General features: G+C 73.1%; 12 protein-coding genes. 5 read left to right on the plus strand and 7 right to left on the minus strand.

The window, feature by feature from the left end:
- Window positions 1-143: 143 nt before the first annotated feature.
- Window positions 144-1,004 carry a sigma-70 family RNA polymerase sigma factor gene (locus tag AB0435_RS07405; protein WP_366003062.1) on the minus strand — a complete coding sequence of 287 codons (861 nt, stop codon included), beginning with the start codon at window positions 1,002-1,004 and terminating at the stop codon, window positions 144-146.
- Window positions 1,005-1,095: 91 nt separating this feature from the next.
- On the opposite strand from AB0435_RS07405, the gene AB0435_RS07410 reads away from it, so the two are divergent.
- Entirely contained in the window at window positions 1,096-1,551 is a 456-nt protein-coding gene (locus AB0435_RS07410; protein ID WP_366003061.1) for a carboxymuconolactone decarboxylase family protein, read from the plus strand.
- A 60-nt stretch (window positions 1,552-1,611) separates the two neighbouring features.
- Here the strand turns inward: AB0435_RS07410 and AB0435_RS07415 are convergent, their stop codons facing one another.
- Window positions 1,612-2,835 (minus strand): beta-ketoacyl-[acyl-carrier-protein] synthase family protein, encoded by a 1,224-nt coding sequence (locus tag AB0435_RS07415; protein WP_366426424.1) that lies wholly within the window; start codon window positions 2,833-2,835, stop codon window positions 1,612-1,614.
- A gap of 314 nt (window positions 2,836-3,149) precedes the next feature.
- Here AB0435_RS07415 and AB0435_RS07420 point away from each other — a divergent pair, with 314 nt between their 5' ends.
- The 4 genes from AB0435_RS07420 to AB0435_RS07435 are packed head-to-tail and all read left to right on the plus strand — an operon-like array spanning window position 3,150 to window position 7,228.
- Window positions 3,150-4,118 carry an alpha/beta fold hydrolase gene (locus AB0435_RS07420; RefSeq protein WP_366426425.1) on the plus strand — a complete coding sequence of 323 codons (969 nt, stop codon included), beginning with the start codon at window positions 3,150-3,152 and terminating at the stop codon, window positions 4,116-4,118.
- A complete protein-coding gene (locus AB0435_RS07425) occupies window positions 4,111-5,265 on the plus strand; it encodes an acyltransferase (protein WP_366426426.1) in 1,155 nt (384 codons plus the stop codon). The genes AB0435_RS07420 and AB0435_RS07425 overlap by 8 nt, the downstream gene beginning before the upstream one ends.
- Window positions 5,266-5,276: 11 nt before the next feature.
- A complete protein-coding gene (locus tag AB0435_RS07430) occupies window positions 5,277-6,563 on the plus strand; it encodes a sensor histidine kinase (RefSeq protein ID WP_366003057.1) in 1,287 nt (428 codons plus the stop codon).
- The gene (locus AB0435_RS07435) at window positions 6,560-7,228 is read left to right on the plus strand and encodes a response regulator transcription factor (protein ID WP_366003056.1); all 669 of its coding nucleotides are present in this window, start codon (window positions 6,560-6,562) and stop codon (window positions 7,226-7,228) included. Before AB0435_RS07430 ends, AB0435_RS07435 begins: the two co-directional genes overlap by 4 nt.
- 256 nt (window positions 7,229-7,484) lie before the next feature.
- On the opposite strand, the gene AB0435_RS07440 is transcribed toward AB0435_RS07435, so the two are convergent.
- The 5 genes from AB0435_RS07440 to AB0435_RS07460 all read right to left on the minus strand — a co-directional run bounded on the left by AB0435_RS07440 (window position 7,485) and on the right by AB0435_RS07460 (window position 14,545).
- Window positions 7,485-9,704 (minus strand): NADP-dependent isocitrate dehydrogenase, encoded by a 2,220-nt coding sequence (locus AB0435_RS07440; RefSeq protein WP_366003055.1) that lies wholly within the window; start codon window positions 9,702-9,704, stop codon window positions 7,485-7,487.
- 98 nt (window positions 9,705-9,802) lie between these two features.
- Window positions 9,803-11,002: a rod shape-determining protein RodA gene (gene rodA, locus AB0435_RS07445; RefSeq protein WP_366003054.1), complete on the minus strand. Its 1,200-nt coding sequence runs from the start codon at window positions 11,000-11,002 to the stop codon at window positions 9,803-9,805.
- 135 nt (window positions 11,003-11,137) lie between these two features.
- Entirely contained in the window at window positions 11,138-12,322 is a 1,185-nt protein-coding gene (locus AB0435_RS07450) for a PP2C family protein-serine/threonine phosphatase (protein WP_366426427.1), read from the minus strand.
- Window positions 12,323-12,486: 164 nt separating this feature from the next.
- A complete protein-coding gene (gene gap / locus AB0435_RS07455) occupies window positions 12,487-13,485 on the minus strand; it encodes a type I glyceraldehyde-3-phosphate dehydrogenase (RefSeq protein WP_366003052.1) in 999 nt (332 codons plus the stop codon).
- Between the two features lie 103 nt (window positions 13,486-13,588).
- Window positions 13,589-14,545, minus strand: coding sequence for a helix-turn-helix domain-containing protein (locus AB0435_RS07460; protein WP_366003051.1), 957 nt, complete (start codon window positions 14,543-14,545; stop codon window positions 13,589-13,591).
- Window positions 14,546-14,601: the final 56 nt, after the last annotated feature.

Below are 14,601 nucleotides of genomic sequence, written 5' to 3' on the forward strand. Positions count from 1 at the left end.
TCCATATCGACGGGATGGTTTGGCACCTCGATGTCGGCTCGTCGCATCCTGGGGCCGAAACCGGGGCGGCGCCCCGGTTTCGGGAAGGGGCGGGGTGGGGGAAAGCCCGCCGCAGGCGCAAGCAACCCGCACAACAACCAGCCCTAAAGCGAAAGCCCCCGCAGCCTTCCCGTGTCCGCCAAGATGTCGATCGTCCGCACCCTGCCGTCCACGATCGTGAAGCCCATGACCGCCATCGGGACACCGTCCACATCGGTCACGATGCCCATGGAGCCGTTCACAAGGGCCGGGCGGGCGAAGTGGGAGAGGCGCTGGAAGGTGAGGGCCCGGCCGGCGACGGCCGCCGCGCCGTGCACCTCCTGCGGGGCTCCCGCGCCCGTGTCCGCGCGGAGGACGACGTCCGGGTGGAGCACGGCGACGAGCGCGTCGAAGTCGCCGCCGCGGGCGGCGGTGAGGAAGGCGTCCACGACCTGCCGCTGCCGGGTGAGGTCGCTGTCGGGCGCCGGCGCGGACCCGCGTACGCGGCGCCGCGCCCGGCTGGCCAGCTGGCGGGCCGCCGCCGGGGTGCGCCCGACCATCGGGGCGATCTCGTCGAACGGGACGGCGAACATGTCGTGCAGCACGAACGCGAGCCGTTCCGCGGGCGCCAGCGTCTCCAGGACGACGAGCAGCGCGAGCCCGACCGAGTCGGCGAGCAGCGCCTGGTGCTCGGGGTCGATGCCGTCCGGGCTGTCGACGATCGGGTCGGGCACCCGCGCCTCCAGCGGCTCCTCGCCGCGCGACCTGCGCGAACGCAGCATGTCCAGGCACACGCGGCCGACGACGGTGGTCAGCCAGCCGCCGAGGTTCTCGACGCTGTCGGCGTCCGAGCGGCTGAGCCGCAGCCATGCCTCCTGCACGGCGTCGTCGGCCTCGCTCAGTGAGCCGAGCATTCGGTAGGCCACTGCGCGAAGATGGGTGCGGTGGGCCTCGAAACGCTCGGCCAGCAGCTCTTTCTCCGTCATCTGTCACATTCTCCCGTCGTGATCCGTCAGTGCGTTGACGGATGAAGGTCCGCCGGTGTGACAAGAAACGCGAGACGACAGGAGACGCGACATGGAAGCACGGATACAGAACCCCGCAACGGTCATCCCCGAGGCCCTGCCGGCCGTCCTCAGCGTGATGAAGGCGGCGAAGAAGGGCGGTGTGCCCGACGCGACGCTCGACCTCGTCCACCTCCGGGTCAGCCAGATCAACGGCTGTGGCTACTGCGTCGACGGGGGAGTGAAGAACGCCAGGAAGGCGGGCGAGAGCGACGACCGGCTCGCCGCCGTGGCGGCCTGGCGGGACACCCCCTATTTCACCGACGCCGAGCGGGCCGCGCTGGCCCTCGCCGAGTGCGCCACCCGGCTCAGCGACCGCCCCGACCCGGTGCCGGACGACGTCTGGGCCGAGGCCGCCCGGCACTACGAAGAGCGGCAGCTCGCCGGCCTGACCCTGTGGATCGGCCTGACCAACCTCTTCAACCGCGTCAACGTCACCACGAAGCAGCCGGCCGGCGCGGGCTGGTGATGGGACCGGAGGGCGCGGTCACCTCATGACGTGACCGCGCCGTCGGGCCGGTCGAGCGGCCTACGAAGCGGCGGTGAAGACGAGCGACGCGTTGTGGCCGCCGAAGCCGAACGAGTTCGTCAGGGCCGCCCGCACCGTGCCCCGCCTCGGCCGGCCGGTGACCACATCGAGCTTCACGGCCGGGTCGAGTGTGCCGAGGTTCCGCGTCGCGGGGATCACCCCCTCCCGGACCGCGAGGACCGAGGCGAGCGCGCCCATCGCCCCCGCGGCGCCGAAGAGGTGGCCGGTCATCGACTTGGTCGCGGTCACGGCCGGGTGCGCGCCGATGGCCTCGGCGACCGACCCGGCCTCGACCAGGTCGCCCTTGGGCGTGGACGTCGCGTGCGCGTGCACGTGGTCGATCTCCAGCGGCGACAGCCCGGCCGTGGCCAGGGCCATCCGCATGGCGCGCACCTGGCCCTCGGGGTGGGCGGCGGTGATGTGGTGGGCGTCCGACGTCACTCCGGCCCCGGCGAGGCGGGCGTGCCGCCGGGCCGCGCGGGCGGCCGCGAAGCCGGCGCGCTCCAGGACGACCACGACCGCCCCCTCGCCGATGACGAACCCGTCCCGGTCGACGTCGAAGGGCCGCGACGCCCCTTGCGGGTCGTCGTTGCGCGTCGAATGGGCCTTGGCCTGCGCGAACCCGGCCAGCGGCAGCGGGTGCACGCACGCCTCCGTACCGCCCGCGACGACCACGTCGGCCCGGCCCAGCCGGATCAGGTCCAGGCCCATCGCGATCGCCTCGGCCCCGGACGCGCAGGCGCTGACCGGGGTGTGCGCGCCACCGCGCGCCCCCAGCTCGATGCTGACCCAGGCCGCCGGGCCGTTCGCCATCAGCATCGGGACGGTGTGCGGCGAGACCTTCCGCACGCCGGACGCCTCCAGGACGTCGTCCTGGCCGAGCAGGGTGAGGGCGCCTCCCGTGCCCGTACCGATCACCACGGCCAGGCGCTCCGGATCGACGTCCGGCGCGCCCGCGTCCGCCCACGCCTCGCGCGCCGCGACGAGCGCGATCTGCTCGCAGCGGTCCATGCGGCGGGCCTGTACGCGATCCAGGACCTCGGTCGGCTCGACCGCGAGCCTGCCCGCGATCCGCACCGGCAGGCCGGCCGCCCACTCCTCCTCGATGGCGCTGATCCCCGACCGCCCGGCCAGCAGCGCGGACCAGGTCGAGGCGACGTCCCCGCCCAGCGGTGTCGTGGCCCCGAGGCCGGTGACCACCACGTCCTTGTTCTCGGCACTCATTGACGAAACCCCCATTTGTCGTAGAGATACAACTCCTCGCGCGAAGAGGCCGCGGGAGGAGATCGGCTCGCCAGCCACTCTGCCAAGGGGAACGTGACCGGCCGGATGCGGTGATCCACGGATTCCGGCGCGCCGGTTTTGTAGGGTCCGGCTATTCACGGAGCGGCAGGTGGGCAGCCGCGCGACCCCGTACCCGTCATACCGGGGAGCTACGCCGAAGTGGGCTCCGTGGTGGGACGCCGACCACACGGCCCGATCCATAACTTCCGTACCGGATGCACGACCGGCATCCGGTACGGAAGGAACCTCCCGCCATGACGCCCCGCCCGCGCCGCAGCCGACTGCGCCGCACTCTCCTCGCCGCGCTCGTCGCCGCCTCGGTGGCGGTGCCCGTGTCGGGCATGGCCCGCCCCGCGGCCGTACCGGCACCGGCCCCCGCCGCCCTCGCCCCGCTGCGGACCGCGGCACCGGACGTGCTCGCCGAGCGGTACGCCGCCAACAGGAGCGCCGTCGAGGAGGCGGAACGGGCGGCCGACGGCCACGGCGACCACAGGCGGGCCGCCGCCCTGCGGGCCATGGCGGACCCGGCGCGCCACTTCCTCTCCTTCGACGGCCGCGACGGCGGCCGCACCGTCGAGGTCTTCGGCGACCTTTCCCGGGCCGACCGCGTCGCCGTCCTCGTACCGGGCTCGGACACCAACCTCGACACGTACGAGCGCTTCCGCGCCGGCGCCACGGCACTCCGGCAGGAGCTGGGCGACCGGGCCGCCGTCGTGGCCTGGCTCGGCTACAAGACGCCGGGAACGATCAGCACCGACGTGCTGACCCCGGGACGGGCCGACAGCGCCGCGAGCGGGCTGCGCGCCTTCGTACGGCAGCTCGGCGCGCTCAAGCCCAGCGCCCGGACCTCCCTCCTCTGCCACTCCTACGGCTCCGTGGTCTGCGGGCGGGCCGCGCCCGGCATGGACGTCGACGGCATCGTCCTCTACGGCAGCCCCGGCACCGGTGCCGACGACGTCGCCGCGCTGCGCACCCGGGCCGCCGTCTGGGCGGGCCGGGGGGCCGACGACTGGATCGCCGACGTGCCGCACGTCCGGCTCGACCTGCCCTTCGCCACGGTCGGCTTCGGGACGGACCCGGTCTCCCCGGAGTTCGGCGCCCGGGTCTTCGACGCGGGCGACGGCGGCCACAGCGACTACCTCAAGCCCGGTTCCACCGCCCTGAAGAACATCGCCCGGATCGTCTCCGGAGAGCTCCCTTCCGAGGAGGGCCGTCATGCGTGACCTCGTCCGGCGGATCGACGCCGCCACCCCGCCCGGCCGCGACCGCGCCGTCGACGCCCTGCGCGCCTTCGCCATCCTCGGCGTCGTGCTCGGCCACTGGCTGGTGACCGCCCTGGTCGCCGACAGCGGCACGGTGCGCGCCGCCAGCCCGCTCCAGTTCATGCCCGGCCTGGCACCGGTCTCCTGGACGGTCCAGACCCTCGCGGTGTTCTTCCTGGTGGGAGGCAGGGTGGGGGCGAGCAGCCACGCCTCGGCCGTGGCCAAGGGAGTGACGTACGGACAGTGGCTCCGCGCCCGGCTGGCCCGGCTCTTCCGGCCGGTCGCCGCCGTGCTGGTGGTGTGGGCCGCGGCGACGGGCGGGATGCTCGCCTCCGGGGTCGCCCCGGACACCGTACACACGCTGGTCAAGCTGGTGCTGTCCCCGCTGTGGTTCCTGCTGGTCTTCGCCGTGCTGACGGCGGCGACCCCGCTGGTCGCGAGGCTGCACCCGCTGTGGCCGCTGGCCGTCGTGCTGCACGTCGACATCGTCCGGTTCGGCCTGGGCGGGCCCGCCTGGCTCGGCTGGATCAATGTGGCGGCGGGCTGGCTGGTCCCGTACTGCCTGGGCGCGGCCTGGGCGCGAGGCCGTGCCGGAGGCCGGGCGACCGGCTGGGCGCTGCTGCTCGGCGGCGGCGCCGCCACGGCCCTGCTCGTGCTGTTCGCGGGCTACCCGGCCTCCATGGTCGGGGTCCCCGGCGCCGCGATATCCAACCTCAACCCGCCCACCCTCGCGGCCGTCACCTTCGGCCTCGCCCAGAGCGGCGCGGCCCTGCTGCTCCTCGGCCCGCTGCGCCGGGTGCTCGCCCGGCCCGCCGCCTGGGCCGCGGTGGCGCTGGTGAACCTCTCCGCGATGACGATCTTCCTCTGGCACCAGACGGCGATGATGGCGGTCTCCGCGACGGGCCTGCTCACGGGCGGCGCCCTGCCCGGCCTGCACACCCTCCCGGACGGGCCGGGCTGGATACTCGCCCGCCTGCTGTGGCTGCCGGTGTTCGGGGCGGCGCTGCTGATCTGCGTGGCGGCGTTCCGCACGTACGAACAGGGGAGGCAGCAGGCGGCCCGCGGCCGGGCAACGATCCACCGGACACGGCCTAAAGTGCTCCTGTGAATGGGGGGAACATGACAAAGCTCCTGGTGGCGGCCCTGCGGGCCGCACCGCGCACGCTGCGCGAGGACCTGTGGGGGGAGCCCGTCGATCCGCCGCACGCGGGGCGGCCCCGCTGGCTGGCCTGGCGGCCGGCCTTCGTGCCACTGCTGGTGCTGTGCGCGGCAGCCGTCTGCATCGTCAGCGTGCGCCAACTCAGCCAGGATTACGGGGTACGGGGATGGCCCAGTGTGCCGCTCGGTCTGATCCCGGCGGTGGCACTCGTCGTCGCGATGTTCCGGCCGGTGGCCGCCTGGTGGGCGGTGACGGTCGTCATGGTCGTCGTCGCGGAGGTCTCGCAGACCGCCACCAGGGACGTCCTGTTCCCCTGGACCATCGGCGGACTCGCCGCGCAGACCGGGGTGCTGTTCCTGCTGGCGTTGCGGCTCCGCCCCCGGGCGGCGGCCGAGGCGCTGACGATCAGCCTCCTCGCGGGGCCGGCCGCCTGCAGCCGGTTCACCGGGCCTCACAACTACGACATCGGCCGGGCCGTCGCGATCCTCACCACCGCGGTCGTGGTCGGCGCGGCCCTGCGCGGCCGCCAAGTGGCCCGTACGGAACTGGTCGTGCAGGAGGAGCTCACCGCCGAGGAGCGGGCCCGGCGCACCCTCCTGGAGGAGCGCAACCGGATCGCCCGCGAGCTGCACGACGTCGTGGCGCACCACATGTCGGTCATCTCCATCCAGGCGCAGGTCGCCCCGCACCTGGTCGAGAACCCCTCCGAGGAGCTCAAGGAGAACCTCGCCGGCATCCGCGAGAACGCGGTCGGGGCACTCACCGAACTCCGCCGCGTGCTGGGCGTGCTGCGCTCCGAGGACGCCCTGGCCGACGGCGTACGGCACACCCCGCAGCCCACGCTCGACCGGCTGGACGAGCTGGTCGGCAACGTCCGCGCCGCCGGGCTCGCGGTCGTCACCGAGACCACCGGCGCACCGCGCACGCTGTCGCCGGGCGTCGAGCTGTCGGCGTTCCGTATCGTGCAGGAGGCACTCAGCAACGCGATGCGGCACGCGCCCGGCGCCGAGGTCCGGGTGGAGATCGGATACCGGCGGACCGGTGTGACCGTACGGGTCACCAACAGCCCGCCGGGCCGGGCCGCCCCGCCCTCGCCGGGCACCGGCCAGGGCCTGCTCGGCATGCGTGAGCGCACTGCGATGCTAGGGGGCGAACTGGCCACCGGCACCACCCCCGACGGCGGCTGGGAAGTGACCGCACTCCTGCCCACGCAGCCCCCTGCCGAGCCCGTCGAGGACACCCCATGACCACGATCCGCGTCCTGATAGCCGACGACCAGATGATGGTCCGTCAGGGCTTCACGGTGCTGCTGAACGCCGAACCCGGCATCGAGGTCGTCGGCCAGGCCGTCGACGGCATCGACGCGGTCGCCAAGGTCGCCGAACTCGCCCCCGACGTCGTCCTGATGGACATCCGGATGCCCGGCCTCGGCGGCATCGAGGCGACCCGCCGCGTCACCGGCCCGGACGCCGCCGTCAAGGTGCTCGTCCTGACCACCTTCGACCTCGACGAGTACGTCTACGAGGCGCTGCGCGCGGGCGCGTCCGGCTTCCTGCTGAAGGACGCGTCGGCCGCCGAACTCGCCCAGGCCGTACGCGTGGTGGCGGCGGGCGACGCCCTGCTCGCCCCGAACGTCACCAAGCGCCTGATCGCCGAGTTCTCCCGGATGACCGGCACGCCCCGCGCCCCGCTCAAGGACCGCGTCGGCGGCCTGACGGAACGCGAGACCGAGGTCCTGTCCCTGGTGGCCCAGGGCCTGTCGAACGGAGAGATCGCCGAGCGCCTGGTGGTGGCGGAACAGACGGTGAAGACCCACGTCAGCCGCATCCTGGTCAAGCTGGGTCTGCGCGACCGCACGCAGGCGACGGTCTTCGCGTACGAGACGGGGCTGGTGCGCCCGGCGGGGTACTGAGCACGCGCCCCGCCCCCAGACCCCCGGGGTGCGCAAATCCAGCCCGTGGGGGCACCTTGGGGGCACCCCCGGACGGAGTCTGGGGGAGGTAGCTGGGGGAGTTTGAGGACAGCGCGCGAAGCGTGCTTCGGGGTCCGGGGCGGAGCCCCGGTTCGGGAAGGGGCGGGGTGGGGAACGAGCCCGCCGCAGGCGAAAAAAGAACCGCCCCGGCCGGCGCGAGGCCGACCAGGGCGGGTCAGAAGCGGATCAGGCTGGATCAGCCGAGGATCGCGAGCGCCGCGTTGAACGTGGCGCTCGGCCGCATGACGGCCGCCGCCTTCTCCGTCGAAGGCTGGTAGTAGCCGCCGATGTCGGCCGGCTCGCCCTGCACCGCGACGAGCTCGTCGACGATCGTCCGCTCCTGCGCGGTCAGCGACTCGGCCAGGGCCGTGAACGCCTGCGCGAGCTGCGCGTCGTCGGTCTGCTTGGCCAGCTCCTGCGCCCAGTACAGCGCCAGGTGGAAGTGGCTGCCGCGGTTGTCGATGCCACCCAGGCGACGGCTCGGCGACTTGTCCTCGTCGAGGAAGGTCGCGGTCGCGCGGTCCAGGGTGTCGGCGAGCACCTGGGCGTGCGCGTTGCCCGTGGTCTGGGCGAGGTGCTCGAAGCTGGCCGCCAGCGCGAAGAACTCGCCCAGGCTGTCCCAGCGCAGGTAGTTCTCCTTGACGAGCTGCTGGACGTGCTTGGGCGCGGAGCCGCCGGCACCGGTCTCGAACAGGCCGCCGCCGTTCATCAGCGGGACGACCGAGAGCATCTTCGCGCTCGTGCCCAGCTCGAGGATCGGGAAGAGGTCCGTGAGGTAGTCACGCAGCACGTTGCCGGTGACCGAGATCGTGTCCTCGCCCCGGCGGATGCGCTCCAGGGAGAACTTCGTCGCCTCGACCGGCGACATGATCTCGATCCGCAGGCCCTCGGTGTCGTGCTCGGCGAGGTAGGCGCGGACCTTCTCGATGAGCTTCGCGTCGTGCGCGCGGCTCTCGTCGAGCCAGAAGACGGCCGGGGCGCCGGTCGCGCGGGCACGGGTGACGGCGAGCTTGACCCAGTCCTGGATCGGGGCGTCCTTGGCCTGGCACATGCGGAAGATGTCGCCCTCGGCGACCGGCTGCTCCAGCACGACGGTGCCCGCGCCGTCGACGACCCGCACGGTGCCCGGGGCGGCGATCTCGAAGGTCTTGTCGTGGCTGCCGTACTCCTCGGCCTTCTGCGCCATCAGACCGACGTTGGGCACCGAGCCCATGGTCGACGGGTCGAAGGCGCCGTTGGCGCGGCAGTCCTCGATGACGGCCTGGTAGACACCGGAGTAGCTGCTGTCCGGGAGGACGGCGAGGGTGTCGGCCTCCTGGCCGTCCGGGCCCCACATGTGGCCCGAGGTGCGGATCATCGCCGGCATGGAGGCGTCGACGATGACGTCGCTCGGGACGTGCAGGTTGGTGATGCCCTTGTCGGAGTCGACCATCGCCAGGGCCGGGCCCTCGGCGAGCTCGGCGTCGAAGGACGCCTTGATCGCGTCGCCCTCGGGCAGCGCGTCCAGGCCCTTGAGGATGCCGCCGAGGCCGTCGTTCGGGCTCAGGCCGGCGGCGGCCAGGGTCTCGCCGTACGCCGCGAACGTCTTCGGGAAGAAGGCGCGCACCACGTGGCCGAAGACGATCGGGTCGGAGACCTTCATCATCGTGGCCTTCAGGTGCACGGAGAACAGCACGCCCTCGGCCTTGGCACGGGCGATCTGCGCGGTGAGGAACGTGCGCAGAGCGGCCGCGCGCATCACCGATGCGTCCACGACCTCGCCCGCGAGGACGGGGACGGACTCGCGCAGCACGGTGGTGCTGCCGTCCGCGCCCGCCAGCTCGATGCGCAGCGAACCGTCCGCCGGGACGACCGCGGACTTCTCGGTGGAGCGGAAGTCGTCGGCGCCCATGGTCGCGACGTTGGTCTTGGAGTCGGCCGTCCACACGCCCATGCGGTGCGGGTGGGTCTTGGCGTAGTTCTTGACCGAGGCGGGGGCGCGGCGGTCGGAGTTGCCCTCGCGCAGCACCGGGTTGACGGCGCTGCCCTTGACCTTGTCGTAGCGGGCGCGGATGTCGCGCTCCTCGTCGGTCTTCGGGTCGTCCGGGTAGTCCGGCAGCGCGTAGCCCTGCTGCTGGAGCTCGGCGACGGCCGCCTTCAGCTGCGGGATCGAGGCCGAGATGTTCGGCAGCTTGATGATGTTCGCACCGGGCGTCTTCGCCAGCTCGCCGAGCTCGGCGAGGGCGTCCTCGATCCGCTGGCCCTCTTCGAGGTACTCGGGGAAACCGGCGATGATCCGCCCGGCCAGGGAGATGTCACGGGTCTCCACAGTGACACCTGCCGTCGAGGCGTACGCCTGGACCACGGGCAGGAACGAATACGTCGCCAGGGCCGGGGCCTCGTCGGTGTGCGTATAGATGATGGTCGAGTCAGTCACCGGGTGCTCCGCTCCACGTCTGTAACATTGCTCGACATCAAGATATCTCGTGACCGGCCCCCTCTCGACAGGGGTCCGCCTCCGGGCGGGCCGGGCCGTCAGAGGCTGCGGGGCCGGGTGGTGACGAGCTGGACGGACTGGAGCAGTCCGACGGCCAGGCAGACGGCGAACATCGAGGAGCCTCCGTACGAGACCAGCGGCAGGGGGATGCCCGCGACGGGCATGATCCCCAGGGTCATGCCGATGTTCTCGAAGGACTGGAAGGCCAGCCAGCAGACGATGCCCACGCACAGCAGCGTGGCGTACATGTCCTCGGCGCGGCGGGCGATGGCCATGGCGCGCCAGAGGATGATGCCGAGCAGGGCGATCACGGCGCCCGCGCCGAGGAAGCCGAGCTCCTCGCCGGCGACGGTGAAGATGAAGTCGGTCTGCTGCTCGGGGACGAAGCCGCCGTTGGTCTGGTCGCCGTGGAAGAGGCCCTGCCCGAGCAGGCCGCCGGCGCCGATGGCGATCCGGGCCTGCTGGGTGTTGTAGCCGACCCCGGAGGGGTCGAGGTGCGGGTCGGCGAAGGCCGCGAAGCGGTTGAGCTGGTAGGCGCTGAGCAGGTGCAGGGTGACGACGGCGGTGGCCGCCGCCGCGGCCAGGGCGCCGAGGACGCCGAGGATGCGGCCCGGGACGCCGGACGCGTAGAGCAGGCCCACGGTGATGGCGACCAGCACCAGGCTGGTGCCGAGCTCGTGGCTGGCCATGATGACCGCCGCCGGGACGGCGACCAGGCCGAGGGAGGCCGCGACCTGCCGGGTGCGGGGCGCCTCGCCGCAGCGGGCCTCGCGCGCCTCCGTCAGCAGCGCCGCGAGCATCACCACCACGGCCGGTTTGACGAACTCCGACGGCTGGAGCGAGAAGCCGCCGCCCAGCACGATCCAGGAGTGCGCGCCGTTGACCGTACTGGCCAGCGGGGTCAGCACGGTGAAGAGGAACAGCACGGCCGCGCCGTAGAGCACGGGGGCGTAGCCGCGTGACCTGCGGTAGTCGACCGCGGTGACCGCCGCGCACAGCAGTAGGCCGAGGGCCAGGTTGAGCAGGTGCCGTTCGAGGTAGAGGGCGGGGTCGGCGCCCAGGGCCTCCTGGCGGTAGCGGGTGGCCGACCAGGCCAGCAGCGCCCCGGTCGCGCCCAGGGCCACGACGGCGCCGAGCAGGATCCAGTCCAGGCGCCACAGCGGGGACAGGTGGCCCCACAGGCGCATGCGGCGGCTGCCGCTCACGGGGCGCGCGGCGAGCGAGATGTTCACGGTCACGGCCCTCGGCTCGGAGAAGGGACATGTCGAACGGCCCGTGACCGGGCCGTGGAACGTCAGCACCCTACAGTTTCGCGCTTGCGCAAATAGCGAAACGTCGAGGCCTTCACACGGCCGGGGCGGGGGCCGACAACATCATGACGGTCGCGCGGCCCGTCCAGGTGGATATCCGTGGCGTCGGGAACCGGCGTCGTCGCCCGGCCCGTGCGGCAGGTGGGGGAGCCGGTCGGGGGCGCGCTCGACGGCCAGCAGGGCGGTGTCGTCGGCGGGCTGCCCGCCGGTGTGCGAGAGCAGGTCGCGGTGGATGTGGCGCAGCAGCGCCTCCGGGCCCGCGGCGGGGAAGGAGGCGAGCCGCTCGGTGAGGGGGTAGAAGTCCCCGGCCGGCGAGCGGGCCTCGATGACTCCGTCGGTGTAGAGGAGGAGCGTGTCGCCGGGCGCGAAGGGGAACGGGTCGGTGCGGTGGCCCGGGCCGGGCGGCCCGCACATGCCCAGCGGGGGCGTGGGGCTGCGGGGGTGCAGGACCGTCACCTGCCGATCGTGGACCAGCAGGGGCGGCGGATGGCCGCAGCTGATCATCTCGGCCTCGGGGCCCTCGTCCGGGATGTCGAGCAGGAGGGCGGTGACGAAGTGCTCGCCCGGGTCGTGCGCGGTGTCGGCGACCTCCTCCAGATCCCGGCAGACGCTCTCCTCCAAGGCGGAGACGAGCTCGGGCAGGGTGGCGTAGCGGTGGGCGCCCTCGCGGAACGCGCCCAGCACCACGGACGCCTCGCCGATGGCGGCCAGGCCCTTGCCCCGTACATCGCCGATGAGCACCCGGGTGGCGGGGCGGGCGGCGCGGGCGACCGCGAAGAGGTCGCCCCCGATCCGGGTCTCGTCCTCGGCGGCCAGATAGAGCCAGGCCACCCGCAACGGCCCGATCCGGCGCGGCGGCGGCCGCAGCAGGGCCAGCTGCGCCGTCTCGGCCACCGACCGCACCCGGCTCAGCTCCCGGCCGCGCCGCTCCCGCAGGGCGCAGACGAACACCCCCACCGCGGAGAGCACGGCCAGGGCGATGATCTGCGCCACGTGGTTGGTCGTGCCCAGCCCGCCGTGGAAGACGGCGATGAAGACCTGGGCGGCGACGGCCAGCGCCCCGATCAGGGCGGTCAGCCGCGGCCCGGCGAAGGAGGCGGTGAGGGCGGGCGCGATGACCAGCAGCGGACCGAGGTGGACGTCCGTCCCGGAGCGGAGGTCCACCGCGGTGATCACCACGATCAGCACGAGGGGGATCGCCACCAGTCCGCGGCCCGACGGCTGCTCCAGGAGGCGGTCCACTGACATGCGCCGGACGCCCACGTGCCCATTTTGCGCCTGTTCGATGCCCTGCGCTCACCTCGGCCTGAGGGTGACCGAGCGCTCCGGTCGACCCGACGGGCCGACTGGAGCGCTCACAGGAGCCACTGGGCGACGCGGCCGCCGGAGGCGGGGTACGGCCCCGGCGCCGGTCAGCGGGTGGCGAGGAGCTCGAGTGTGTCGATCACGCGGTTCGAGAAGCCCCACTCGTTGTCGTACCACGCGACCACCTTGACGTGACGGCCCTCGACGCGGGTGAGGGCCGAGTCGAAGATCGACGAGGCCGGATTGCCCGTGATGTCGGACGACACGAGCGGGTCGTCCGAGTACTCGAGGACGCCGGCGAGCGGCCCTTCCGCCGCGGCGCGGTACGCCGCGAGCACCTCGTCGCGCGTCACGTCGCGGGTGACGGTCGTGTTGAGCTCGACGATCGAGCCCACCGGGACCGGCACGCGGATCGAGTCGCCCGACAGCTTGCCGTCGAGGTTCGGCAGCACGAGGCCGATCGCCTTGGCGGCTCCCGTCGTGGTCGGCACGATGTTGACGGCGGCGGCACGGGCGCGGCGGGCGTCGCGGTGCGGACCGTCCTGCAGGTTCTGCTCCTGCGTGTAGGCGTGCACCGTCGTCATGAAGCCGTGCTCGATACCGGCGAGTTCGTCGAGCACCGCGGCCAGCGGCGCGAGGGCGTTGGTCGTGCACGAGGCGTTCGAGACGATCGTGTGCGCGTCCGGGTCGTACGCGTCCGTGTTGACCCCGAACGCCAGCGTGACATCGGCGCCCTCCGACGGCGCACCGACCAGCACCTTCTTCGCGCCTGCTGCGAGGTGGGCGCGGGCGGCCCCGGCCGACGTGAAGCGGCCGGTGGCTTCCAGCACGATGTCGACGCCGAGTCCGGCCCAGGGCAGCCGCGCCGGTTCACGCTCGGCGAGCACCGTGATGCGACGGCCGTCGACGACGAGGGCGTCCCCGTCGACGGTCACCGGGCGACCGAGCCGGCCGGCCGTCGTGTCGTAGGCGAGCAGCCGCGCGAGGGTGGCGGGCTCCGTGAGGTCGTTGACCGCGACGATCTCCAGGTCGCTGTCACGCTCCAGCAGCGCACGCAGCACATTGCGTCCGATGCGGCCGAATCCGTTGATGGCGATGCGCGTCATGAATGGTGTCCCTTCGGTTCCCCATCAATTTCGCGCGCCGCCTCCGCCCGCGACAGTGGCGCGATCGCCAGGGTTCAAAAGGATCGCGCCAGGCGGCGGTGGGTCACTCGCCCCGGGTGAAGGTGCGCCGGTACTCGCTCGGCGTCGTGCCGAGGACGCGCTGGAAGTGCAGTCGCAGATTGGCACCGGTGCCCAGACCGACGTCGGCGGCGATCTGCTCGACGCGCCGCTCCGAACGTTCGAGCAGCTCACGGGCCAGGTCGATGCGGGCGCGCATGACCCACTCCATCGGCGTGTATCCCGTGTCCTCGACGAAGCGCCGCGAGAAGGTGCGCGGCGACACCGCGGCATGCCGGGCGAGCAGTTCGAGGGTGAGGGTCCCGCCCAGCCGGTGCAGCGCCCACTCGCGGGTGGCGGCGAACCGCTCACCGAGCGGCTCGGGCACGCTGCGCGGTACGTACTGCGCCTGACCGCCGCTGCGGTAGGGGGCCGCGACCAGGCGCCGGGCCGCGTGGTTCGACGCGGCCACGCCGAGGTCGCCGCGCAGGATGTGCAGGCACAGGTCGATGCCCGACGCCGCGCCGGCCGACGTCAGCACGCTGCCCTCGTCGACGAACAGCACGTTCTCGTCGACCTGGACGAGCGGGTGCTTCGCCGCGAGCGCCCGTGCGTAGTGCCAGTGCGTCGTGGCGCGCTTGCCGTCGAGGAGGCCCGTGGCGGCGAGGGCGAAGGCGCCCGTCGAGATGGCGGCGAGCCGCGCGCCCCGGTCGTGGGCGGCGATCAGCGCGTCGACCACGGCCCGCGGCGGGTCGTCGCGGCCCGGGGACCGGTAACCGGGGACGAAGACGATGTCGGCCCACGCGAGCGCGTCGAGGCCGTGGGCGACGTGGTACGCGAGTCCGTCGCCGCCGGCCACGGGACCGGGCGCCGCCCCGCACACCCGCACCTCGTACGGCATGCTCGCGCGGGTCGTGAAGACCTGCGCGGGAATTCCGACGTCGAGAGGCTTCGCACCGTCGAGCACAAGGACGGCGACGCGATGGAGGCGGGAGGCTGGCACAGGGAAGAGGCTAAGCGAGCTCCCGGCCGGGCTCCGGGGCACCATTGCATAAAACT

Origin of the sequence: Streptomyces sp. NPDC051173, assembly GCF_040689515.1 — a bacterium.
In the GTDB taxonomy this organism is placed as follows: Bacteria; Actinomycetota; Actinomycetes; order Streptomycetales; family Streptomycetaceae; genus Streptomyces.

Excerpts from the sequence above, each read along its gene's own strand:
- AB0435_RS07425 (WP_366426426.1), top strand. The coding sequence starts at position 4,111 with ATGCGTGACCTCGTCCGGCGGATCGACGCCGCCACCCCGCCCGGCCGC.
- AB0435_RS07430 (WP_366003057.1), top strand. The coding sequence starts at position 5,277 with ATGACAAAGCTCCTGGTGGCGGCCCTGCGGGCCGCACCGCGCACGCTG.
- AB0435_RS07405 (WP_366003062.1), bottom strand. The coding sequence starts at position 1,004 with ATGACGGAGAAAGAGCTGCTGGCCGAGCGTTTCGAGGCCCACCGCACC.
- AB0435_RS07415 (WP_366426424.1), bottom strand. The coding sequence starts at position 2,835 with ATGAGTGCCGAGAACAAGGACGTGGTGGTCACCGGCCTCGGGGCCACG.
- AB0435_RS07420 (WP_366426425.1), top strand. The coding sequence starts at position 3,150 with ATGACGCCCCGCCCGCGCCGCAGCCGACTGCGCCGCACTCTCCTCGCC.
- AB0435_RS07435 (WP_366003056.1), top strand. The coding sequence starts at position 6,560 with ATGACCACGATCCGCGTCCTGATAGCCGACGACCAGATGATGGTCCGT.
- AB0435_RS07410 (WP_366003061.1), top strand. The coding sequence starts at position 1,096 with ATGGAAGCACGGATACAGAACCCCGCAACGGTCATCCCCGAGGCCCTG.
- AB0435_RS07450 (WP_366426427.1), bottom strand. The coding sequence starts at position 12,322 with ATGTCAGTGGACCGCCTCCTGGAGCAGCCGTCGGGCCGCGGACTGGTG.
- gap (WP_366003052.1), bottom strand. The coding sequence starts at position 13,485 with ATGACGCGCATCGCCATCAACGGATTCGGCCGCATCGGACGCAATGTG.